Here is a 22,585-nt window from a genome sequence, read left to right on the forward strand (position 1 = left end):
GGATGTTTAGTTTCCTCGTCTTTTTTCTATGTTGGGACTTATGCAACAGCCCCCTAGTTTTATTTTTTACGATTTTGGATTAATCCTAGGATGAATAATAAAATTACTGAACCTACTACAGCAGAAATTATTTGAGAGAATTTGCCTCCCATATAGTTTCCAAGTAGCCAGTTACCAAGGTAACCACCAAGTACACCTGTAAATATATTTGCAATACCACCCATTTCGGCGTCTCTTTTCATTATCCTACTTGCTATCCATCCAGCAAGAGCTCCTATAATTAATGTCCAAATAAATCCTAAATTTCCCATTTTTCCTCCTTGTGGTTTGTTAATATTCTTTTCTCCTTATATTTATATCCATTTTTAAATTTTTTAAACATAAAGCCTTTTTCAAGACGAAATATCTTACAGGATATGGTATAATAAATGTGGAAGGTGAACTATGGAAAAGATTAAAATTTTAATAATAGAAGATGAAGAAAGTATAAATAATATCGTAAAGAGTTACCTAGTCAAAGAAGGCTATGAGGTTTACCAAGCCTTCGACGGCGAAGAAGGTCTTAGAAAATTTTTGGCAGAGGATATAGACTTAGTTATCCTTGATCTAATGCTACCAAAAATGCTTGGTGAGGACGTGATGAAGGAAATAAGAAACAGGTCTGAAGTGCCAGTAATCATGCTATCAGCAAAGGTTGAGGAGAATGATAAGGTCACAGGTCTAAGACTTGGTGCAGATGATTATATAACCAAACCATTTTCTGCAAGGGAGCTTATCGAAAGAATCAAAGCAGTCCTTAGACGTATCGAAAAATACAATATCCCAAGGGCTGATATTATTAAAACCCTTGATGGTAGACTTGAAATGGATCTTGAATACAATAGATTTTTTAAGGATGGGGTCGAAATTTACCTTACAAAAAATGAGTTTTCTATCCTAAAGACCTTATTCTCAAATCCTAACAAGATTTATACAAGAGATGAAATTATAGAAATTACCTTTGGTTATGACTATGACGCTTATGATAGGGCCATAGACACTCATATAAAAAATATCAGACAAAAAATTGAGGATAACCCAAAAAAACCAATGTACATCAAAACAATCTACGGTATGGGATATAAGTCTGGCGGTATAGATGACTACCCTCAAGAATAAGATTATAAAAAACTTTATTGCAGGAATTCTTTCTTGTATCCTAGTTTTTTCTATCCTTATTACCCTCCTCGTTACTCTTAACTACAATGACCTGTTCAAAGCCATTGATGATAAGAGACCCAAGGAAGTTGTAGAACAATTTACAAGGCTAAATAACGATTCTAATATTAGTGGTACGTCCATGTGGGCCTACCTATCTAATATGGCAATCGATCAAAAAGTAGATATAAAATATTACGATGAAAAAGGCAACCTACTTAAACATCTTAAGGGTCGTGACGAATCTGACCATTCTAAAATTTTAACCAAAGAATATAGGTTTATTGATGAAAATAACAATTCCAAGGCTGGTAAAATCGAAATTTACTATAATAGGGACTATACAGGCGTAAATGAGATGAAGGGCAACTTTACCCAAGCGGTTTTATATGCGATTACAATTTCCCTAGCCATTGGTCTTGTTATAGCCATTATTCTTTCAACAAATATTTCCAAACCCATTACGTCAATCGGCGAATCAACCCTTGCGATTAAAGAAGGCAATTACAATTTGATTGTCGAGGACACTGATATTAGGGAAATAGAAATTTTAAAAGATAATATTAACTACCTATCTAGCAACCTTAAAAGACAGGAATCTATAAGAAAGCAATACGCCCAGGATATTTCCCATGAACTTAGGACTCCACTTACCAACCTCAAACTCTACATAGAGGCAATGAAAGACGGTGTCGCTGAAGCAGATCCTGCCACCTTGGATATTCTATCTAATGAAATTGTTAGGCTTGAGGGGCTGGTTGTAGGACTTAAAAATACCTTCGATGAAAATGTATCCTATGCAATTTTATCAAAGTCTGAAGTAAATATTACAGAGCTAATCGAATATATAGCTGGTTCCTTCTTAGCTAAGGCAAAGCTTAACAATATTAATATCGAAACCCACTTAGACAGAAACGTAATTTTTACAACTGATAGGGATAAACTAAGCCAGATTATCCAAAACCTTGTTTCAAATGCTATAAAGGCTATTGGCAAGGATGGAAAAATTGATATCCGCCTTAGAGAGACTGAAAAAGAAATACTTATAAATGTAATTGACACAGGAATTGGTATCAAGGAAGATGACATACCAAGAATTTTTGAAAGATTTTATAGGGTTGAAGATTCGAGAAACACCAAGGAAAACGGCGTTGGGCTCGGCCTTGCTATTACAAAAAATTTCGCAGAAGCCCTATCCGGAAAGATTAAAGTGAAGTCAAAGCTTGGTGAAGGAAGCGACTTTGCAATAATTTTCGAAAAAAACAACAGGATTACCAATGACAAGAAGAAAGAGAAATTACTCCAGTAGAAAAACTGAACAAACAGACAGGATAAGACCACTCAGAGAAAGTCAAATCAAAATTATAAAGGACGAATTAACGCCTAGAGAAATAGCCAGAAAAAAAAGAGCGAAGCGTGAAAGAGAAAGAGTCTACAAAAGACGTAGGATGACCCTTACAATTCTTGGCCTACTATTAGTTATAATTCCTAGTTTTCTAATAATTAAAAGACTAAACACCTATGCTAAGACAGGCTATCCTAACTTCAGAGATAAGGTACTAAAAGATTTATCAACTACAGCATTCGTCTCCTCCACCGAGGGCAGGAGCCTTACAAGTGCCGAAAAAAATTCTGACTTTGACATACTCTATAAAAACATAATCAGAAACTTCGCCATAGATAAGTCAAATACAGAATCATTTGATGAATTTACAAAAAAGAGTGAAGAATACAGAAAGAAAATTACAGGCTCCAAAACTGACCAAGATTTCTTTTTGCTCTTAGGCGAATACTTAAGTCTCTTAAATGACTCCTACACAAAGATTTTGGATAAGGACAGCTACACAGACCTATTTAATTACTATAAGAACAAAAGTGGATCTCCAATGAAAGAAATTCTTGAAAATCCACAAGTAGTCAACCGCTATAAGCGAATAATAAATGAAAAAAATGTTAATGAATCCTCTGTAGGTATTGAAAATGGATACATTTTAAGGATATCCCTCCCTAACTTCAGGGTAAATGATATCAAAAAAACCATTGATGAAGTTATAAAATCTGTAACAGCTGCACCTGGCATATCAACCATGGTCATTGACCTATCAGATAACAATTCACTTAATAATCTTTTTGTAAATGAATTCGCCAAATACTTTATCCATCAGGATTACAGCAAGGATGACTTGATTTTTTATAGGGGAAACCTTTTAGAAAACACTCTAAAAGATATAAAAGCTGATGAAAATTCGGCCTACAAAACAGCCTTTGTAAAAAACCTCACCAGCAAATACAAGGATAAGATTGATTATTTCGACTTAAATCCTTACATGTACTACGATCAAATTTCTTTAAATATTAAAAAAGATTCTACCTTTGCATCAAGAAACATTTATATACTAACAAATGCAAACACAGCAAACGAAGCGATTAAGCTTGCATCAATTTTAAAGGAATCTTCAAATGCTTTCGTAGTCAAAAATGCTCTAGACCCAAATCCTACAGCTCAAGATAGAATTTATGAATTCCCACCAAGTCTTTTTGTCCTTGATCATTCCGGATTAATAATTTCACTAAATACAGCAAGAGCAGAAAGACCAAACAGGTATCTCGAATACAACCAAAGAATAAATTCTAAATACCCAATATCTTCCATGCTTTCAATAGCTGGATAAACGCAAAAAAATAGACCCCAAGGGCCTATTTTTTTGTTCTTATCTTAGATTTCTTATAGCAAATTCTTCACCTTTTCTACCAGCTATAGCTGAGATTGCGAGTGCCGCAATTAAGCCTAGGAAGGTGAGGACTGAACCAATAGATGCTGCATTAGATGCCTTATTAGCCTTATCTTTTGCTTTGTCTACAGTTTCATCTGCTGTTATTTTCGCTTCTTTTGCAAGGTTTTTTATCTTTTCAGATGACTCATTTATTGACTTGCTTGTTTTTACAGCTGCCTTGTCGAGTTCATCATAAATATTCTTGCCAATTTCCTTAGCTTCTGCTGGACTTAACTGAGTGTTTTCTGCTACTGCATTTGCTATAGCATCTTCATCAGCAGCGTTTGCGATTGTCTCAGCTTTCTTTGAAAGTGATTTGGTAACTTTATCAATCTCTGCACCAGCATTTTCTGGATTTAGGGCAATAGCCTTAACTGCCGCTGCAATTTCTTCCTTGCTTTCTTTTACTTGATTTTCTAGATAATCAGGTTTAAGTTCTTCTACATCAGTATCTGCTAAGTATTTCTCTAAGTTAGCTTGAAGATCTTTTGTATCAACATCTTCAATACCTTCCCCAACTTTATCGACAGCAGCTCCTATTGCTGAGCTTGCTGCATCTCCTGCACCACTTAGGGCGCTTCCTGCAACATTTGCCGCTGTTCCTGCAACAGCTCCTACTGCTTGACCAGCAATACCAAGTGTGGTTGCTACTGCGTTAAATACAAGGGTAAATAGTAGTAAAACTGTTACAGCCCAAGTAATTGCTCCGTGAAGTAGACCAGTAGATCTTGCTGCATAGCCTGCTACAAATCCACCTGCACAAAATGAAATTATTAAAGTAATAGCTGTCCAAAGTCCAGTAAAAAATCCGATTCCGGCAAATGGGTTAGCAGAAGTTGCAGAAAAGATGCCAAAGCCCAAAGCTGCAGTTAAAAGGCTTAATACGGTAAATACTGCCGCACCTGAAACAGCTCCAGCTATGATAGAACTCCATGATAAGTTTCTACCTGCTTCAAGCTTGCCTTCCCTTTCTATAGCTACTTCTTTTCTTCTTTCTTGACGATTTCTTCTAACTTTTTCGCCTTGGTTTTGATTATTTATTTCAGTCATTATTCCTCCTAATTATATAATCATTTTAAACAATGTATGCACATTATACCGGAACATAAAATAAATTAAAGTTTAACTTCTATTTCCTTAAGATATAATTTTAAAAATAGAATTATCTCTAAGGATTTCTCCAACCATGTCCCTACCCTTATGCATCTTCTTTATATTTTTGATATCTAGGATAATTACATCTGCTTCTAGGAGTTTTTCCTTAGCTTTTTCGGTAAGATAAGTTGAATTAATTATTAAAACGGGAATTAAACCTTCCACAACTCCCCTAAAGTCATTAATCATCTTAGAAATTTCTTTTTCTGAGATTTTGTGGTCATAATTATAATTCCTAATCTCTAAGGCAAAACGATTGTTATTCTTTTTGGCATAAAGATCAAATCGATGGCTTCTTTGGTATTCTTCCTGATAAGGCTCAACCTTATAGCCTGCCCTTCTAAAGGCTTCTGCTATAAATTCTTGGCTTGAAAGATCGAAGAGAATCTTTCTTAAAGCTACCAATAAGCCTTCAGGCTTAATTTTAAAAATCCCCCTATATTGGATTTTATCTTCCGCAAGTCTTTTTATATCGAAACCAATTAATATACCACTAACCACATTAAAATTGCCATGGGCGATAGCGTTTCTTACGTGCCTTAGTAGACTCATAGTCTTTGTTTCCCCATCAGCCAAAGTCATAACTATCTTTTGGTCACAAGGACATATACCTTCCTTAAAATCATCTATGATATATGTTTTAATTGAATCTGTAAAAAGAACGTCAATGTCCCTAAGTCTCATGACTGTCATCAACTCTTCAAAAACATAGTCATCATATTCCAAATTTGTGAGTAGCTCTTCTTTTTTTGCCTGCTCAGAATTTATATTTGGCACATACCATAAAAGATATTTTATAGCCTCGTCAAGGTTCTTATCAAGACTTATCGGTATTTCATTGTGGATTATTTTATATTTAATTTTATTTTTACAATTTTGAAGCTCAAACTTTTTCGTTAGTTCCATATTATACATTAATTAAACCTAATCTTTCATATCCCAAGTAGCCTCTATTTCTCCCCTATAGAAAATATCTATGGTCATATCAAAAGCAGTTGGGATCCCATCTTTACAAATATTTCCTATTCCATAAAAGTGAATAAGATTAGGCCCATAAGCTTCTTCTATAATATCAAATGTATAATCCTTAAATTCATCTATAGTTAAATTTTTATCTTCTTTTTCAAAAACTATAATCCTAACAGGATAATCCATATTAGCTTTTATATCTATGAGGTCATGGCAGATAATTTTAGGATTATCTATAACAAAAGTCTTTCCATTTTCAAAGATAACCATACTTGATAGGCTTATTTCAAGGTCGCATCCCCTTCTATTAATAGCGAAAATTTTTGAATCATGAAGACTAAATACTTCCCTGTAGGGTTTTAAAATCATAAAATCTCCTTATAGTCTTAGGCAAATTACAAAGTTTCCGTCCTTATTTTCTACGACTTCAATATCAATCGCGAGATCTTTGGCATAAAGTTTTGATAAATAGAGGCCCATACCTGTAGACTTATGAATCTTATCAACTTCGCCTGAAAAGGACTTTTCAAAAATAAAGGCAAGATCCTGATCAGCAACCTTTGGGCCATTATTTCCTATATACAAATTTTTACCCTTATTTGTTATATTAATAACTCCCTCGCAGTATTTTATGGCGTTTGAGATAATTTGTGATATTATGAAGACCAAGGTATTTTTATCAGTAAAGACTTTGACATCTCCCACATCTTCTTTTATTATAATCCCCTCTTCAGCAATTAAAGGATAATAAGCCTTGATAGCTTCATCAATACAATCCTTAATAAAAACTTCATCCATTTTGTAGTCTTTTTTGCTAGCATCAACTCTTGCATAGTATAGGATTTGATTGATATAATTTTCTATATTAGTATTTGCAAGACCTAATTTGTCGAGTATTTCCTTATCAAAATCATTTTTATGGTTCTCTAAAAATAAATTTGCAAAGGCAAGTGGAGTTTTTATCTCATGGGCCCACATTTCTATAAATTCCCTATAAGATATAAGCTTAGCCCTTGATTCTTCTAGCCTCTTATCCTTTATCTTTATCGCCCTTTGAAAGTCATCAAATATTTTTTCATAGTCTTCACCAAACTCATTTACAAGAGCATCCTTGGCCATAAAAGAATTCTTTATTAAAAATTCATCAAGGAGCATCTTCCTCTTTTGATTTCTTTTTCTTAGGTTGTTTATGATAAACAACAGGGCCAGAAGTGTAAATAAAAGGATAAATATTATAAAGCTATGAATTAAACTCGGACCTATTAGGTGGATTAGGAAAATAAATAAGCAATCTAGACCAAGAAAAGCTATTATCCAAACAAGTCCATCTTTTAATGTGCTATTCATCATAAACTCCTAAACCGTAACCACTTCCTCTCTTGTTGTATATATTATAAGGACTTAGGTTTTTTAATTTTTTACGAAGTCTGGTTATATTTACCTGGAGGATATTTTCATCAATATAAATAGTAGACCAAACCGCTTCTAGCAAGTCATCTTTAGTTACAATCTCAGGATATGATTCCATAAGTTTTTTGACAATATCAGCCTCTGTTTGAGGCAAGATTAAATAAGCATCCTTATAAGATAGCTTGGATGTTGAAAGCTCTAATCTTAATTCACCAACACTTATGATATCTTGAAAGTGGTCAAAAAGATTAAGCAGTTTTTCCATCCTTAAAATTAATCTCCTGGTGTCAACCGGCTTGGCTAGGTATTCATCTGCGCCGATTTCAAGCCCCTTTATCTCATCTTCAATACCAATCCTAGATGTGAGCATCAAAATAGGTATATTAGATTTTTCCTTAAGACTCCTACATATATCAAAACCGGAAATTCCTGGTAGATTTATATCCAAAATTACAAGGTCTGGCTTTAGGTCAAGGGCTTCTTCACTTGCCTTTAAGAAATTATCTATACTACTGACTTCATAGCCCCTGTTTCCCAAAAATTCCCTTAGTTCGTTTAAGAGGTTTCTGTCATCTTCAATTATTAAAATCTTCTTCATAATCAGCAATCCTTTCATAGCTCATCCTTAGGATAAACCTCAAAAATAAGCCCATCAAGATCAAAAATGCTAGGCTAATTAAGGCTAAGCTTCCAATTATTTTGCTAAGTTTTAGTTTGAAAAATATATTCATTGTATATGGTATTTGGGTAAATAAAAATATTGACACAATAATTGAAACAAGGCCCACTGTGAGAAAAAGCGTTGTGTATTCCTTTTTAATTATAGCCCTTATTTCATCCATATCTTGACCCATCAGGCTTAGGATTCTTAGTTTTTCTTTAGATTTTTCAAAAAGCATGAAAATCCTAATTGTAAAAAAGCTGAGACCTGCCAAAATAAAAATCAAACCTAAATAAAAGTAGGTGTAAAGATTTTCTGTAATATTGGAAATAGCATTTTTCGCCTGCCAGATATAGGATTCATACTTATAGCCCCCCTTAATAAATGCTTCTCTCAGCATATCAGAGCCTTTAGAAAAACCAAAGGAGTTTACAAAATCTTTTTTTAAATTTACATTATAAGCAAAGGGTGCTTTTGTGCCAAGCAAAGATTTATAAACCTTATCATTGACCACAACCATACTAGGCAAACCAATTACATCGTTAGAAAAAATCTTATTTGACCTAATAAGTGGCCTTAACCTAAAGACCTTTCCTCTTAGTTTTATAGATGCGTCTTTGTCGGCCAAAGTATTCTCTAGGGCATACTTTTCTTTTTCTGTTTTAGCTAGAATTATGGCTTCATCATCCCTGAGTTTAGCTTTCATCTTATAAATATCATCAAATGAAGACTCAGTCAATAAAAAACCTGGTTCAAAATAAAAATTGTTTCTTGTTGCCCTATCGAGGTCCATATTTGTCTCGACCAAATTTATTAGTTCATCTGAGTCAATATCTCTGTACTCATAGCCAAAAACCGGATAGATTTCACCTATCATTTGACCCATATCTTGATCTTTTTCCAAATTTTCTATCTTTTCGGAAGAATCATAGAGGGTGAAGTCAGCTGGTCTTTCTAGGGCATTTCTAGATGCAACACTTGTTAGGATTGTGTAGGCTAGGATAAAGGTGCCAACAATCAGCATAAAACTTGTAAAAAGGAGAGAAGCCTTGTCCTTTTTGAAAGTAAGGCTAAGACTTTTTCTTACAATCAAGTCCTTTCCACTGATTTTTTGGAATATTTTTGAAAATACGAAAAAAACAGCCAACAAAAACAAAGTGATAAGGCCCAGCAAAATTAGCACTTCTTCCCTAAAGTTATCATCATTTAATATTATTCCTAATAAAAATAAAACTAAGCTCATAAACAAAAAGAAATCTGATCTCGACCTTATCTCGCCCCTAAAAATTTCATCTGGATTTCTCTTATAAAAATCTCTTACAAGGGTGTAAATTGATAGGATGTTTAAAAATAAACTTATGCCTAAGGTTAAGATAAGAGCCTTAAATGATATACTAAAATTATGAAAATTTAAACCCAGGCTTAGGACTTTTACTGTTAAAAGATTTATAAATTCATTGATAAAAATAGACAAGGATAGGCCCAAAAGGTTGGCCTTTAATAAATCTTTTAAGGAATCTTTAAAAAGTATCCTAAAAAGTTTCTTTTTGCTAAGACCTTCTGCTATCAAAAGTCCAATTTCGTTTTTCCTCTCACTTACCATGTAAAAACTAGCATAGTAAATTAAAATAAAAACAAATATTAAGGAAACCAAGTAAATTAACCTGACTGTATCAAGGAGGTAGTACCTGTTTTCCTCATAAATATAGGAAAAAACCTCGGACTTATCTATAGACAGAATTATGTAGGATGTAATCGACGTTATTATTAAGATTAAAAGATAAAGTTTTTTGCTGGATTCATTTTTTCTCATCTTAAAAACTGCCTATCTGCGTTTTCTATCCTAACTAGAAACTCTTCCCTCGACTCATCTTCCTTACGTCTTAGCTCATTATATATCTTGCCGTCATCCAAAAATAAAACCCTATCTGTAAAAGAAATGGCCTTTAGATCATGACTTGCCATTATAATAGACCTTTTGTGGACCTTGTTAAAGGTTTTTAATAGTCTTAGCACTTTTTGACTAAGCAAACTATCTAGCGAACTAGTTGGTTCATCTGCAAGGATAATCTTGGCATCTTTTAAAAGCGCCCTCGCTATAGCTACCCTTTGCTTTTCCCCACCAGAGAGATTTTCCGGATAAGAATCCAAGATATTTTCTATTTCTAAAATTTTTGCAATTTCTAAAACCCTATCCTTATCAATAGGTTTGCTCGAAATAGTTAAAGGCAAGATTATATTTTCATATGCAGTCAAGATATCGATTAGTTTGAAGTCTTGATAGATATAAGAAATTACATTTTTTCTATATGAGGAAATTGCTCTTCTTTTAAAAAGGGAAATATCCTTATCAAAATAGGAAATAGAGCCCTTGTTAAAGGACCCTATACAAGCAAGGCAATTTAAGATAGTGGTCTTACCTGAGCCGGACTTGCCCATTAGCCCCAAAAACTCTCCTTCTAAAAGGTCAAAGTTTAGCTGGGATAAGACCCTCTTATCTTCTTTGCCATAATATTTTTCAAGATTTTCTACTTTTAAAATTCTCTCAAATTTCATTTTTTCCCTTTAATTTGTCCTAAATCATCAACCTTGGTATAGGTATCTTTTAGGCCTAGAAGTTTTTCATAAGTTTCATTAACATCTTTTGATTTTGAAACAATAACGTCTTTCCACCTACCTTGGCTGTTGTCTGTAAAAGACTCAAGCCAATTTCCCTCTAAGTCGTAAATATCATATGACCCCTTGTTTAAATCATCAAGGTAAGTCATTTTATAGGTATCACCAATTTTTTCGACTTTCTTATCATAGCCACTTAGGAAGTTTTCGTAAATTATATCTTCATTTCCAGAAATTATAGAGTCTTTTTTTGAATTTTTGCTATAATCGAAAGTATCTGTATAATAAATCTTTTTATTTGTATCTATCCAACATCTTTCATTGCCTTTTCTAAAGAAGATTACCCCATCAAGCCTGCCGTCAATATCAATATTTTTTTCTGAATCTCTAGCTTGTATATATTTAAATGACTCACCTGTATCAAGGTTTGTAGTTTCGCTAATAGCTACACTTGGATCTTCATCCTCGTGATTTAGATATTTTTCTACAAATTCTTTTTCCACTCCACCAACCTTGCCCAAGTATTCTTCAACTTTGGCCTTCCTGTCCTTCATTTCTTTTTCATACTCATTTTGACCTATGGAACCTGCTGCGCTTAAATATACTCCACCAAAAACTATTAGACCTATAAGTAACATTGCTTTAATATGTTTCATAATATCCTCCTTATTTTTATTAATTACATAATAACATGAAATAAGGAAATATTTAATTACAAGTTTTGTAAGTATTCTTTAGCACCTTCAATATCTAAAATATTTTCAATAATGTAGGTTGCCTTCAAGGCATTAGGGACTAGGACCATAAATTTATTTAGGGATATAAATCCATCAATGAGTCTTGAATTTTCAATTAAAAAGTCTTTAACTTCATCAATTTCTGGCGGATTTTCCCTTAATTCTTCAAGCTTTCTTTTTATGCTAGGGCCTATAAGGGTTGATGACTTATCTTCCACGTAATAATCAAGAGACTTGCTTTTGATATTTAAAATTAAAGCCAGAGTTTTATTTATCATTGTAGACCTAAAGGTCCTAAGCCCTGTTTTACCGTCACGGTCTACAAAATGATAGGATTCATTTTTTAATTCCTTGGCCAAATCATTAATTATTTTTTTACTTTGATTGTCAAGGTCAATAGTAAGAGGATGTAAGAGGATTTCTTCCATCTTCGCCCTTATTTCTCCACTTATTTCAAAACCACCCACACCAGCAAAACTCCTTGCATTCGCCTTATCAGAAAGGCTTACTTTTATTTTTCGACTCTTGTGGTTGATGGCTTCTATTTTCCAGACTTGACCAGAGAGGTAAATCCTATCAGCTACCCTCAAATTTTCCCCTAGTTCGATCTCTCCAAGTGTTTGCTTGTCAGTTTGGACCCTATAAGTTTTTTTACTAACAAATTGGTTATAAAAAGAGCCCATAGTCATTAGTTTTTCGGCTTGCTTGCCGACAATGTATTCTCCATCAATTTCTTCAACAAAATCTTTTTCTAAGAGAAAATCAGTTAAAATCCTAAATTCTTCATCGCTTATGTCAGAAAAACTTTTTAAGTCATGATTTAGCTTATAAAAATCTTCAATTAACAAGCCATTTTTCTCAAGCAGGGTTGATAGGACTTGGTGAGCAAAGATGTCGTAAGATTTTTTTGGAATGTCTATCTTATCAAGCCTACCCTCTTCGAAAAGTCTTAGGGCTGCCAAAGCTTGAACCAAGTCCCACTTATCTGTGGCAATTTGGTGGATGACTGATTTGCGAGTCCTCCTTCCTGACCTGCCAAGCCTTTGCGATAAGGATAAGACCGATGCAGGAGAGCCAACTTGGATTACCTGGTCTACTGCACCTATGTCAATACCAAGTTCTAAGGTGGAAGTCGCTACTATTATAAAATCTGACCTACTAGTCTTGGCAAAATTTTCAATTTCTGTTCTTTTAAGCTTTGAAATTGAAGAATGGTGGGAGAAAACTCTGATGTCATATGCTGCCACAAGTTTTTTTAGCAAGTAAGATAATTTTTCAACCTTAGCTCTTGAGTTTGGAAATACTAGGGTTGATTTGCCTAGTGCATATTCTAAAATCTTCCTGGCAATTTCTTCATTTACATCTTCACACTCTATATAATCTAGACTGGTCTTTAAATCATTTTTTGACCTATCAAGAAGGATATTTGTCTCTCTGCCATTGAGGAAAAAACTTTTCGCTAAATCATAATTCTTATCCCCAATGGTTGCCGAAAGACCAAGCATTCTTGGTGGTCTTTCTGTGTAAGCATAAAGCCTCACAAGAAGGGATTTTAATTGAAGGCCCCTGTTGGTATCCAAAAATCCATGGATTTCATCAACTATAATAAAATCAAGATTCTTAAATAAAACACAAGCCCTCTCCTTATCAGAAACTAACATGGCTTCGAGGGATTCCGGAGTGATAAGTAAGATTCCCGTAGGGTTTTCCAAAAGCTTTTCTTTTTGACTAACTGATGCCTCTGAGTGCCAGCTAGTAACTCCTATATCAAAGTCTTCGCACATTTCGCTAATTCTTTTAAATTGGTCATTGATAAGGGCAATGAGGGGTGAAATATATAAAATTTTAAGCTTGGTTTTTATATCTTGGGATTTTGAAATAGTTGGTAAAAAGGCTGCCTCTGTCTTTCCAGATGCGGTAGGAGCTGCTAAGATTAGGTTATTATCTGTTGCAAAAATGTGTTTAATAGTTGCATCTTGGATTTTTGTAAGCGATGGCCATCCTTTTTCAAATATATATTTTCGCATATCCCTTGATAATAAATCGTAAGAATTTGTCATATCACTTCTATTTCATCATCTAAATTGTCTGGGTCTTTGGAAACCGGAAGGAGTTTTCCAAATTTATCTAGAAGGAGCTCTGAGATTTCAGTTTCTGCATTTTGCCTTTTTATGTCAAGTATTTCTATAAAATCCTTTATAACTGCCCTTGGTGTCAAAAACTCATCTGCACCCGGCCTATTTAACTGGCCTTCCATGTAGGAAATTATTTCAGAGCTTGTAAAAGTAATTTCTGTTTTATAGTGGGCGTTGTAAATATTTACCAGATTTTCAAGTAAGGTATAAATTTCTTCGTCAGTCAATACCCTAAGCCCAAGGACGGTCTTGTTGGTATTTACAAACTCACTATCCATAGATGCTTCACTTCCAAGCCTACCCTTCAAGGCCCCATAAGAAACAAGACCTCTTGATTCATCAAAGACTGTTTTCCTTGTTGCTCCAAAATTTATAAATAAACCCTTGGCCAAGTTTGACTTGCACTCATTATAAATATTTAAAATCTTTTCGTAATTTCTCTCCCTAGTTGTGGCGTGTGGGAGTTTATAGAGGTTTACTGCCTCATCAAAATTTATCACAAAGCCTTTATATCCAATTTCTAAAAAAAGCTCTGCAAGATTTTTTATAGCCTCAAAATAATTGTCATCATTAATAATTTCATTTATTCCAAGATCTTTTTTAGCCTCTGTCTTTGTGGTTATATCTCCCCTAATCCACCTTATTGCCTTAAGTTTTAAAATCCTATCATTACTAATGAATCCTTCATAATATTTAGAAATTGCTTGACCAAGCTCATAGGAAAGACCAACAGCCTTAAATTTTGCTAAAGTTTCTAAAATTACTCCTATAACCTCATCTTTATGACCACCTGCCATTAAGTCTTTTAATTCATAACCCTTATTACTGCTAAGGCTATAAAAAATATTAGTAATCCATTCTTCGATTATAATTTCAATTACATTACCATTTCTAGCATTTTTAGTCTTTAAATTTTCTAATATTGTAGAATAAAGATTTACCGCCTTCCTATCAGTGGCATAAAACCTTCTTGAAGGATTAAGGTCGATAGTTGATGCTACAAAATTTTTAGATAGGGCGAGATTTTCTATGGTTTTTAGCATGAAAGATTTCCCTGAACCAAAGTCCCCAACCCAAAACCTAAGGTCACTATCGCCCTTTTCGATATTTTCCAAAATATTAACCAGCTCGTCAACCTCAGCCTTTCTGCCAACTAGGAGGTGACCTAGGCCAATGTCAGGCACAACACCAGCTTCTAAACTTTTTATAATTGTGCTTGCTTCTTTCGGATTTATCCTATCCATCAATTAACTCCTTTATCATTTGCTCATAAAACTCATCAATGAACACGCTATTGCCTTCAATTACGAGTGTTTGATCATTTGTATATTCATATAAGACATCATTAATATTATTTACAAAAACATTCAAAAAAAGTCCATCTTCCATTGCCAAATCACTTGCTTCATCTTTTGAAATATAACCATCTTTAAAAATTTTTTTCAATAACTTCATACTAGGTCTTGATAATTTCATATTATCAACTGGTGATTTTAAATCTGTCCCTTTGCTTATATTCGTTTCTTTTCCTATCTCATCATCGATTTGATTTTCTTCGCCACCAACAAAATCATTTATAGTCTCAACTGTTTTTGATAAGTCTTGTCTTGATTTTTTTACAAGTTTCTTATTCAACTTAATTCTTTTTGGCTTAACTTTTCTAAGCTCTAAGATTTCAGAAATCAAGTCTATATCAAAATCCCTCCCCATAACTAATTTCAAAAATTCCTCGAAATTTTCTTGTCTAATAATTTCAAATAGGGCTTTCTTATCCTTAGTCTTTTCCATTTTATTTCTAAAAATATGGTAAAGAGCCAACACTTTTATAGGTGTGAAATCATCTTTTAATAGGTTGTCTAAAATTTCTCTATAGTTATCTCCATCTTCAAATGACTTAAGAATCGCAACTTGTCGGTCCAAACTCAAACTAGCAATGAAACTAGCTATATCACTTGACTTATGAGGGTTTTCCTTTAAATAGCCCAAGTAAATCTCTTCAATCTTAGAATCTTTAAGATTATCAAGGTAAGCTAATTGGTATTCCATAAATACAATCAAAATATCATCGCAATGATTTTCAATAAGAAGATCAATAGCCTTTTGAGTTTTTATATCTGCTAGAAAAGAAAAATAATTTCTAACATTTGCTTCCGTTATTATAAGCAAGCTATCTAAAAGATTCTTAGACAGGGTGTAGGGCCTTGAATAAATTTTTAAAATTTCAGAGTTTATTCCATCTTTTCTAAACACAAGCTTTAGGCTTTGTAAAAATAAATTTATCGTTAAAGCGCTAAGACTTGGACTTTCCCATAAGACATTTCTTCTTTGACCCAGTTGGAGTAGGGCCCTCTCTTCATCTTTGGCAAACTTATATTTTTCCCTCAAACTTCCATCTGGATCCCAAAAAACAACAACCTTGCCGCAAGCTGTTAGATTATAAAAATCAATAACTTCTCGGTTTAAAGCTGGAAAAGTTTCAAAAAATTTATCTGCCTCTACCTTTAATATTGGCTCCAAGTTTTCATGGGTAAGACTCGTTAAATTTCTATAAATTCTCATAGCCTTTTTTTCGTGATAGGGGTCAATAAAATCTTCCACATAATCACGTGCGAGGACATAGAGTTGGTTATAGAGGTAGGTTGTTTTAGGCATCTTTAAGTTTTTCTCACTTAGCCTCGCAAAATTTATATAAAGCTTCAGGCTTTGTGATTTAACCTGACTTGGCACATCCATGAGATTACCTGTCAACCTCAGTTTAGATACAAAATAACCATCATTTTTTTCTCCCAGGTCCAGGTTAATATTAGCTTTGATATGGTCTTTATTTATTTTTCTTTTAATTTTCTTTTTATCTACATCTTTGATATCTTCTAATAAATTTTCTATCAAAGCCTTTATATTATCCATACTACCTCCACTTCTAGCTTATGTATCATTATACTTCTGACAAGCGCTTTTCTAAAGGCGTTATTTTACAATCAAAAAAAGTGCCGAAGCACTTTTAATTTGTAATTATTTTCATAAGATCATTTACGGATGAATCATAAACCGGACCAAATCTTAATAAATATTTCATTAATATATATAACCTGTAGAAATTAAGTCGTTTTTGATAGCCGTCTTTTAGGGGCATAATTTCCTTATACTCTTCATAAAAAGCTTTCCTAAATCCACCAAAGACAGTTGACACTCCAATATCAAACTCCCTATCTCCATACAAAGGTGATGGATCAAAAACAAGAGGTCTTTCATCCTCATCGAACATAAAGTTTCCAGCCCACAAGTCTCCATGGAGTAATACAGGCTCTGTCTGGTGCTTATCTAGTTCTTTTTCTATTACTAGCCTTACCTCTTCATATCTATCAAGGTCTTTTTCGTCCCAAAGTTTAACTTTTTTAAGCATCTTTTTTAGCTTATCCATTCTCTCGTTAAGGAAAACTTCCTTCCAAGTATCCTTAAATTCATTATCAAAGTCGCAAGCAGTACCTATAAATGGATAAGGAAATCCAAATTTTCCATCAGGACTTTTTATCTTGTGGATATTAGCTATAACTTTAGCCAAATCTTCTTGGCTACCAGCTCTTTCTTCCTTGTGGTAGGTCATTAACAGATAGGCAGACCCATCAACATCACCACTTGCAAGAGCTCTTGGCGCAAAAATCCCATTTTCCTCAAATAATTTAAGGCCTGCTCTTTCACAAGCAAAAAACGATGCGTCTTTATTCTTGTGAACCTTTAGAAAATATGAACCACCATCAGCTTCTAGCTTATATGATTCATTTACATCTCCTCCAGTCACAGCACTAATATTAGTAACATTATTAATAGGTAATAATTCTATAATTTTTTCCATATCTTCACCTGCTCTTTCAGTTAGTAATACTCTACCATAAATGCAAAATTTTACTAGAAAAATCCCCTAATCCAAATGGACTAGGGGAAAATTTTAAATTGATTTTAAAGCTTTTTCAGATTTTTCTATAATTGCTTCTGCGTTCTTAATTAAATTTTCTAATTTATCTTTTACCTTTGCAACAGTTTTTGGCGCATTTTCTAGTAAAAACTTAGCGGAAGCAACTTCGCTTTTATTATTATCAATTGCTTCTCTTAATTTTGCCTTGGCAGCTTCAAGTCTTTCCTTATCGTTAACCTTTGGACTTGTTTCTTTCTGAGCTTTGGCCTTGCCAAAGTACATGGTGTACTCTCCTACAAGACCTGTTGCCTTATTTCCTGACTTATCTGGGTAACCAAACTCCACTCCAACATAGTTCATACCAGAAGTATTCAATATACAAAGACCCATATGATCATATTCTGGATCTAAGATTATGTGTAGGTGGGCATTCCCATCAGTATAGACACCATTTGATTCAAGTAAAAGCTCATACTCGCTTTTACCACCAAAGTTTTTCCTCTTACCATGGACCCATTGGTTGAAGGCCTTACTTGGTGTATAAGGATCAGAATTGTTGGCCAAAATTTCGCCATACATTTTTACGCCACTTGGCAAAACAGTTGTTGAGCAATCGCTTCCATCCGGTCTATTATGGGAAAGGCCTGTTAAACTAACTTCATACATTCTTTGAATAGCAATTTTCTCAAGATCTGTAGACCATTTGGTCATATTTATATATTCTTGCTTGGTGTTTATACCCCTAGTCCTTAGGTAGTCTCTTAATTTAGTATTTTTTGCATTTGAATTTAGGTCATAAGTATATGGAACATTTTTATCCCACATTTCGGACCTGATTTCTTTAATAGCACTAAGAGCAGCAGCTTTATTTGCTTCATCCTGTTTTAAATTAAAAGTCAAAATCTTGTTTTCAAATTTATCAGTCTTTATGCCAAAATCAAGCTTGGCACTTGCATAGGCTACGCTAGAGCTTCTTGGGCTTGTAAAACTTAGGGCGTTTATTGATAAACTTGCAAGCAAGGCTAGAGCAATAACTTTCTTTGTAGTTTTCATGAAATCTCCTTAATAATTTGATTAATTTTATTATAACACATGTAGGTTTTTTATCAAAGTAATTTATTTGTTAATTTTGGTAAAATAATTACTCAGCATCAAAAAATTCTAGTATATCTTGATAAACTATCTCGTTATTAGTTTCATTTAAGATTTCATGTCTCATGCCTTTGTAAGTCTTGGATTTTATATTCTTATAACCAATTTCTTTCAAGAAATTAATACTATCTCTCACACCCTTTTCCCCCTTAGTTATTATGTCGTCTTCGCCAACCATATTATAAATTTCAAGCTTTGGATTCTTACACTTATATTTATGTTTTTGTCCTAAAAGTTTATTTACTTCTATCAAAGTTTTTGAATATCCAATCTTAAATTTAAATATCCTAAGTGGATCATTTGCCTTTATTTCTATATTTTGAGGGCTATAGCTTATAAAGTCTAATCCTTTGGCTCCTACAATAGCATCTATAAGCCTACTTTCAGCTTTGTCTCCCAAATAAAAGCACCCTAGATTATAGTAAAATACACCCAAGGCTGCCGCCTTATTCACAGGCACAGTCCCAGTTACAATTAGCTTATCAAGTAGGTCGTCATTTTCTCTTAAAAATAATCTTGCAACCATTGACCCCATAGAGTGACCCAACATATAATATTTTAGACCTGGATATTCATTCTTCATATATTTGGCAATCATAATATCATCATCAATTAACTCTTCTGCCCTTCTCATGTAGCCGTTTGGATAAGCTGTTGAAATAGATTTTCCGTGGCCCCTGTGATCACCAATTACAACTATGTAGCCATTTTTATTTAAAAAATTTGCAAAGTCCAAATAATTTCCAGAATGTTCCGCAACGCCATGTACCAATTGGACTATAGCTTTAGGTTTATCGCAAGTTAATATCCTTACAAAAGTATCAAAACCGTCTGTGTTTGTAAGGTAAACTTCCTCATAAAAATCTTCTTTTCTAACAGTCTGTCTTTTAAAATACTTGCTTGTCATATTTAATGACTTGTAGCGAATTTCCTTTATCAAATAATAAATTTGTGGAATAAGTAATATTAAGATAATAATATTAATATTAATAAGAGCTTTAATCATTAGCATATCCTCCCTTCTGCTCTTTTTAAATCTTCCTTATTTTTGTAGTCGGCACTTGTTTTTATGATGATTTCCACAGCCCTTACCATTTCGTCTAAACTCATTGATGCCATGCCTTTTTTGTCAATCACTTGGGCTGGCAAGTATGGAACATGGATAAAACCAGCTGATATATTTTTGTATTTGCTCGCAAAATATAAGTCATTATACATAACAAAGTTACAAACAAAGGTGCCTGCTGAGTTTGAAACTGATGCAGGTATATTATTTTTCCTAAGATTTTCTACAAGGGCCTTGATAGGTAGAGTAGAAAAATAGGCATTTTCTCCATCCCATCTAATTTTTTCATCGATCGGCTTCTTGCCATCATTATCAGCTATTGACGCATCTGCAATATTTATAGCGACCCTTTCAACTGTAATATCACTTCTACCTCCTGCCTGCCCAATAGATATCACTATATCAGGTCTAAGGTCAACAATTTTTCTTTCAATAATATCTGCCACCTTAAAAAAAGCTGTTGGAATTATAAGTTTTTCTACTTTATTACCATCAATTTCATCTGGAAGCCTATCTAGAATAAGGCTTGCAGGATTTATTTTTTCGCCCCCAAAGGCATCAAAACCTGTAATTAATATTTTCATAATTCACCTCTATATTTATTTACCATAAATGAATTAGTTTTAAACAATTTAATCCTATTTTAGAGTATAATGATAAAAAAAGGAGATAAAATGACTATGAGAGAAATTACTGGCGATGATTTATTAAAACTTGATTCTTCCTATAAAATTATTGACGTAAGAACCGAAGAAGAATATAAAAATGGCCACATCAAAAATGCTGTAAACGTGCCCCTAGATAAAATTATGGCAAATGACTTTGACCTTGATAAAAACGATAAGCTTGTAATCCACTGCAGGACCAACGGTAGAAGTAAGATGGCCTTGGCTATTTTAACAGACTTAGGCTATAAAAACCTCACCCTAGCACCAGGGGTAGACCTATATAACTACGATTTAGTAAAATAAAAGGTGATGTTGCAGAATAGTTAAAACTATTCTGCTCATCACTTTTTTCTTGGATATTTGTATCAAGCTATTTAATTATATAGAAATTTTAAAGGTAAAGATAAATTTTTCCACAATTTTCCTAAAAATAGGCTCAAGTAATAGAGCTCCTCATTTTAACATTTTTTTCTTAGGCAGCTTTGTATTTTATGATTTCTAAGTTCCTATTTTTAATTTTTGAAGCTAATTTATTTAAGTTTAGTGCCATTGATAGAAGGCATATTTCACTTATTATATTTGCTTTTCCTCTGTGATGAAATCTATTGTAGTTTAAGCCTGACTTTATTTTAGAAAAAGCTCCTTCAGCTTGGATTGATCTATTTAATCTTTCTTCTATTCCTTGGTCAGATTTTATATTTTCTAAGGATTCTTTTCTGTATTTTTGGAATGTTTCTGCTATGTAGATTCCTTTGGTTTTTTGGCCACCTTTGTTCCGGTCAAAGCATCTGTAGACTTTACTTATACTTACATAACCACTTTTCTTTTTATCGTACTTGTCTTTACATCTAACAAAGATTTTTCCTTCTGGTGATATGTATTTGTCTTGAATGTCATCATAGACTAAGCTTTCCCTAAATTCTTGCTCTTTTTTATATTTTCTTGTTTTGGATTGTTCGTAGTTTGATGGTTTTATGTAGGATTTTAGATTGTTTTCTTCTAAGTATACATAGTTTTCTTCACTTTCATACCCTGCGTCTGCTACTATCCTATCTAAACTATTTGGATATTTTTCTATTAGTTTTTTTAAGAATGGTTTTAGGGTATACATATCATTTGGGTGATGAGATACATTTTCTCCTATGATGAAGCCTGAGGCACTTGCTAGTTGAATATTGTAGGCTGGTTTTAACTGACCATTTCTCATGTGGTCTTCTTTCATTCTCATGAATGTTGCATCATGGTCTGTTTTTGAGTAGGAGTTTCTGTAATCTCCCATTATTTCTAAATGCTCTTGATAAGTTTCTAGCTTGGTTTTCCAATCTTTTAGCTGTTCATAGTTTCGTTGAAGTTGATGTTTTCTTTTGCCCTGCCCATATACGAAGTTTATTTTCTTTTCTGTACATTCTTTACTTACTTGATTAAAGGCTATTTTTACTACTTCTAGTACTTGAGATGGACTTAAGTCTTTATTTAAATCAAAGTGTTTTATTATTTTTACTCTTAATTTTTCTTGCCATTTTTCTATGCTTCCTCGCCATACAAAGCTGTATCTATTGGCATAGGCTTCTATTTTTGTTCCATCTATGTAGATGCTTGATAGGTCTATTTGTTTTTCTTCTATTAGTATTTGGACCATTTGATTTAATAGATTAGGAGCTAGTTTTACTATTTTCTGTCTAAATCTATTTATTGTGGAGTGATCTGGTGGAGTTTGTCCATCTAGGAGATATTTTATTCTTAGATCATATTTGCATGATTTTTCTATTTCCCTTGATGAGAATATTCCTTCTGAATAGCAGAATACTATTATTTGAAGCATGGTTACTGGATTTACAGTAGGTTTTCTTCCAAATGATGAGTAGACTTTATTTAGTTCTGTTAGTTCTATCCTTTCAATTATATTTTTTACAAGCCTTAGTTTTATATCATCTTGGACGTATATTTCTGTGTTAAAGTTTAATTTTAATTGAATTGTATCATTAACTAGTGTAAAATTGGTTAGTGATGATGTATTACTATTTTGTTTCATAAATACATTGTATCAGAAAAAGACGAGGATGTTTAGTTTCCTCGTCTTTTTTCTATGTTGGGACTTATGCAACAGCCCCTTTTTGTGGAGTAATTTTGTA

At 33.3% G+C, this 22,585-nt stretch carries 21 protein-coding genes; 4 read left to right on the forward strand and 17 right to left on the reverse strand.

The window, feature by feature from the left end; genetic code table 11:
- Positions 1 to 59: 59 nt before the first annotated feature.
- On the reverse strand, positions 60 to 311 hold the full coding sequence (locus HMPREF1630_RS03425) for a GlsB/YeaQ/YmgE family stress response membrane protein (RefSeq protein WP_037327069.1): 252 nt from the start codon (positions 309 to 311) through the stop codon (positions 60 to 62).
- 133 nt (positions 312 to 444) lie between these two features.
- On the opposite strand from HMPREF1630_RS03425, the gene HMPREF1630_RS03430 reads away from it, so the two are divergent.
- From HMPREF1630_RS03430 to HMPREF1630_RS03440, 3 genes are read left to right on the forward strand one after another with little or no spacing between them, the layout of a single operon-like run.
- Positions 445 to 1,158, forward strand: coding sequence for a response regulator transcription factor (locus HMPREF1630_RS03430; protein WP_004828774.1), 714 nt, complete (start codon positions 445 to 447; stop codon positions 1,156 to 1,158).
- A complete protein-coding gene (locus tag HMPREF1630_RS03435; protein ID WP_037327071.1) occupies positions 1,139 to 2,506 on the forward strand; it encodes a sensor histidine kinase in 1,368 nt (455 codons plus the stop codon). Before HMPREF1630_RS03430 ends, HMPREF1630_RS03435 begins: the two co-directional genes overlap by 20 nt.
- A complete protein-coding gene (locus tag HMPREF1630_RS03440; RefSeq protein ID WP_052039355.1) occupies positions 2,475 to 3,869 on the forward strand; it encodes a hypothetical protein in 1,395 nt (464 codons plus the stop codon). The genes HMPREF1630_RS03435 and HMPREF1630_RS03440 overlap by 32 nt, the downstream gene beginning before the upstream one ends.
- 39 nt (positions 3,870 to 3,908) lie before the next feature.
- Here HMPREF1630_RS03440 and HMPREF1630_RS03445 read toward each other — a convergent pair whose 3' ends face one another.
- The 15 genes from HMPREF1630_RS03445 to pcp form a co-directional block, all read right to left on the reverse strand.
- The gene (locus HMPREF1630_RS03445; RefSeq protein WP_037327073.1) at positions 3,909 to 5,021 is read right to left on the reverse strand and encodes a TIGR04086 family membrane protein; all 1,113 of its coding nucleotides are present in this window, start codon (positions 5,019 to 5,021) and stop codon (positions 3,909 to 3,911) included.
- Between the two features lie 87 nt (positions 5,022 to 5,108).
- Positions 5,109 to 6,032, reverse strand: coding sequence for a restriction endonuclease (locus HMPREF1630_RS03450; protein WP_037327104.1), 924 nt, complete (start codon positions 6,030 to 6,032; stop codon positions 5,109 to 5,111).
- An 18-nt stretch (positions 6,033 to 6,050) separates the two neighbouring features.
- Positions 6,051 to 6,464 (reverse strand): hypothetical protein, encoded by a 414-nt coding sequence (locus tag HMPREF1630_RS03455; RefSeq protein WP_037327075.1) that lies wholly within the window; start codon positions 6,462 to 6,464, stop codon positions 6,051 to 6,053.
- A gap of 9 nt (positions 6,465 to 6,473) precedes the next feature.
- Positions 6,474 to 7,442, reverse strand: a complete 969-nt coding sequence (locus HMPREF1630_RS03460) for a sensor histidine kinase (RefSeq protein WP_037327076.1) — start codon at positions 7,440 to 7,442, stop codon at positions 6,474 to 6,476.
- Positions 7,435 to 8,103: a response regulator transcription factor gene (locus tag HMPREF1630_RS03465; RefSeq protein WP_037327107.1), complete on the reverse strand. Its 669-nt coding sequence runs from the start codon at positions 8,101 to 8,103 to the stop codon at positions 7,435 to 7,437. The genes HMPREF1630_RS03460 and HMPREF1630_RS03465 overlap by 8 nt, the downstream gene beginning before the upstream one ends.
- The gene (locus HMPREF1630_RS03470) at positions 8,081 to 9,979 is read right to left on the reverse strand and encodes an FtsX-like permease family protein (RefSeq protein ID WP_037327078.1); all 1,899 of its coding nucleotides are present in this window, start codon (positions 9,977 to 9,979) and stop codon (positions 8,081 to 8,083) included. Before HMPREF1630_RS03470 ends, HMPREF1630_RS03465 begins: the two co-directional genes overlap by 23 nt.
- On the reverse strand, positions 9,976 to 10,722 hold the full coding sequence (locus HMPREF1630_RS03475) for an ABC transporter ATP-binding protein (RefSeq protein WP_037327081.1): 747 nt from the start codon (positions 10,720 to 10,722) through the stop codon (positions 9,976 to 9,978). Before HMPREF1630_RS03475 ends, HMPREF1630_RS03470 begins: the two co-directional genes overlap by 4 nt.
- Entirely contained in the window at positions 10,719 to 11,438 is a 720-nt protein-coding gene (locus tag HMPREF1630_RS03480) for a hypothetical protein (protein WP_037327082.1), read from the reverse strand. The genes HMPREF1630_RS03475 and HMPREF1630_RS03480 overlap by 4 nt, the downstream gene beginning before the upstream one ends.
- A gap of 56 nt (positions 11,439 to 11,494) precedes the next feature.
- Entirely contained in the window at positions 11,495 to 13,579 is a 2,085-nt protein-coding gene (locus tag HMPREF1630_RS03485; protein ID WP_037327084.1) for a DEAD/DEAH box helicase, read from the reverse strand.
- On the reverse strand, positions 13,576 to 14,898 hold the full coding sequence (locus HMPREF1630_RS03490) for a BREX system ATP-binding domain-containing protein (protein WP_004828751.1): 1,323 nt from the start codon (positions 14,896 to 14,898) through the stop codon (positions 13,576 to 13,578). Before HMPREF1630_RS03490 ends, HMPREF1630_RS03485 begins: the two co-directional genes overlap by 4 nt.
- Complete coding sequence (locus HMPREF1630_RS03495; protein WP_037327087.1) at positions 14,891 to 16,561, reverse strand: tellurite resistance TerB C-terminal domain-containing protein; 1,671 nt, start codon at positions 16,559 to 16,561, stop codon at positions 14,891 to 14,893. The genes HMPREF1630_RS03490 and HMPREF1630_RS03495 overlap by 8 nt, the downstream gene beginning before the upstream one ends.
- Before the next feature lie 94 nt (positions 16,562 to 16,655).
- Entirely contained in the window at positions 16,656 to 17,507 is an 852-nt protein-coding gene (locus tag HMPREF1630_RS03500) for a fructosamine kinase family protein (RefSeq protein WP_037327090.1), read from the reverse strand.
- A gap of 93 nt (positions 17,508 to 17,600) precedes the next feature.
- The gene (locus HMPREF1630_RS03505) at positions 17,601 to 18,620 is read right to left on the reverse strand and encodes a CAP domain-containing protein (protein WP_037327092.1); all 1,020 of its coding nucleotides are present in this window, start codon (positions 18,618 to 18,620) and stop codon (positions 17,601 to 17,603) included.
- An 88-nt stretch (positions 18,621 to 18,708) separates the two neighbouring features.
- Positions 18,709 to 19,725 (reverse strand): alpha/beta fold hydrolase, encoded by a 1,017-nt coding sequence (locus tag HMPREF1630_RS03510; protein WP_037327095.1) that lies wholly within the window; start codon positions 19,723 to 19,725, stop codon positions 18,709 to 18,711.
- The gene (pcp, locus tag HMPREF1630_RS03515) at positions 19,725 to 20,369 is read right to left on the reverse strand and encodes a pyroglutamyl-peptidase I (RefSeq protein ID WP_037327098.1); all 645 of its coding nucleotides are present in this window, start codon (positions 20,367 to 20,369) and stop codon (positions 19,725 to 19,727) included. The genes HMPREF1630_RS03510 and pcp overlap by 1 nt, the downstream gene beginning before the upstream one ends.
- A gap of 90 nt (positions 20,370 to 20,459) precedes the next feature.
- Here pcp and HMPREF1630_RS03520 point away from each other — a divergent pair, with 90 nt between their 5' ends.
- Positions 20,460 to 20,756 (forward strand): rhodanese-like domain-containing protein, encoded by a 297-nt coding sequence (locus HMPREF1630_RS03520; protein WP_037327100.1) that lies wholly within the window; start codon positions 20,460 to 20,462, stop codon positions 20,754 to 20,756.
- Between the two features lie 169 nt (positions 20,757 to 20,925).
- Here the strand turns inward: HMPREF1630_RS03520 and HMPREF1630_RS03525 are convergent, their stop codons facing one another.
- On the reverse strand, positions 20,926 to 22,485 hold the full coding sequence (locus HMPREF1630_RS03525) for an IS1182 family transposase (RefSeq protein WP_037325895.1): 1,560 nt from the start codon (positions 22,483 to 22,485) through the stop codon (positions 20,926 to 20,928).
- Positions 22,486 to 22,585: the final 100 nt, after the last annotated feature.

Origin of the sequence: Anaerococcus lactolyticus S7-1-13, from assembly GCF_000758765.1 — a bacterium.
Lineage (GTDB): Bacteria > Bacillota > Clostridia > Tissierellales > Peptoniphilaceae > Anaerococcus > Anaerococcus lactolyticus.

Coding starts and splice junctions, on each gene's coding strand:
- HMPREF1630_RS03425 (WP_037327069.1), bottom strand. CDS start 311: ATGGGAAATTTAGGATTTATTTGGACATTAATTATAGGAGCTCTTGCT.
- HMPREF1630_RS03430 (WP_004828774.1), top strand. CDS start 445: ATGGAAAAGATTAAAATTTTAATAATAGAAGATGAAGAAAGTATAAAT.
- HMPREF1630_RS03450 (WP_037327104.1), bottom strand. CDS start 6,032: ATGGAACTAACGAAAAAGTTTGAGCTTCAAAATTGTAAAAATAAAATT.
- HMPREF1630_RS03445 (WP_037327073.1), bottom strand. CDS start 5,021: ATGACTGAAATAAATAATCAAAACCAAGGCGAAAAAGTTAGAAGAAAT.
- HMPREF1630_RS03435 (WP_037327071.1), top strand. CDS start 1,139: ATGACTACCCTCAAGAATAAGATTATAAAAAACTTTATTGCAGGAATT.
- pcp (WP_037327098.1), bottom strand. CDS start 20,369: ATGAAAATATTAATTACAGGTTTTGATGCCTTTGGGGGCGAAAAAATA.
- HMPREF1630_RS03525 (WP_037325895.1), bottom strand. CDS start 22,485: ATGAAACAAAATAGTAATACATCATCACTAACCAATTTTACACTAGTT.
- HMPREF1630_RS03480 (WP_037327082.1), bottom strand. CDS start 11,438: ATGAAACATATTAAAGCAATGTTACTTATAGGTCTAATAGTTTTTGGT.
- HMPREF1630_RS03465 (WP_037327107.1), bottom strand. CDS start 8,103: ATGAAGAAGATTTTAATAATTGAAGATGACAGAAACCTCTTAAACGAA.
- HMPREF1630_RS03460 (WP_037327076.1), bottom strand. CDS start 7,442: ATGAATAGCACATTAAAAGATGGACTTGTTTGGATAATAGCTTTTCTT.
- HMPREF1630_RS03500 (WP_037327090.1), bottom strand. CDS start 17,507: ATGGAAAAAATTATAGAATTATTACCTATTAATAATGTTACTAATATT.
- HMPREF1630_RS03505 (WP_037327092.1), bottom strand. CDS start 18,620: ATGAAAACTACAAAGAAAGTTATTGCTCTAGCCTTGCTTGCAAGTTTA.
- HMPREF1630_RS03510 (WP_037327095.1), bottom strand. CDS start 19,725: ATGATTAAAGCTCTTATTAATATTAATATTATTATCTTAATATTACTT.
- HMPREF1630_RS03520 (WP_037327100.1), top strand. CDS start 20,460: ATGACTATGAGAGAAATTACTGGCGATGATTTATTAAAACTTGATTCT.
- HMPREF1630_RS03470 (WP_037327078.1), bottom strand. CDS start 9,979: ATGAGAAAAAATGAATCCAGCAAAAAACTTTATCTTTTAATCTTAATA.
- HMPREF1630_RS03455 (WP_037327075.1), bottom strand. CDS start 6,464: ATGATTTTAAAACCCTACAGGGAAGTATTTAGTCTTCATGATTCAAAA.
- HMPREF1630_RS03475 (WP_037327081.1), bottom strand. CDS start 10,722: ATGAAATTTGAGAGAATTTTAAAAGTAGAAAATCTTGAAAAATATTAT.
- HMPREF1630_RS03495 (WP_037327087.1), bottom strand. CDS start 16,561: ATGGATAATATAAAGGCTTTGATAGAAAATTTATTAGAAGATATCAAA.
- HMPREF1630_RS03440 (WP_052039355.1), top strand. CDS start 2,475: ATGACAAGAAGAAAGAGAAATTACTCCAGTAGAAAAACTGAACAAACA.
- HMPREF1630_RS03485 (WP_037327084.1), bottom strand. CDS start 13,579: ATGACAAATTCTTACGATTTATTATCAAGGGATATGCGAAAATATATA.
- HMPREF1630_RS03490 (WP_004828751.1), bottom strand. CDS start 14,898: ATGGATAGGATAAATCCGAAAGAAGCAAGCACAATTATAAAAAGTTTA.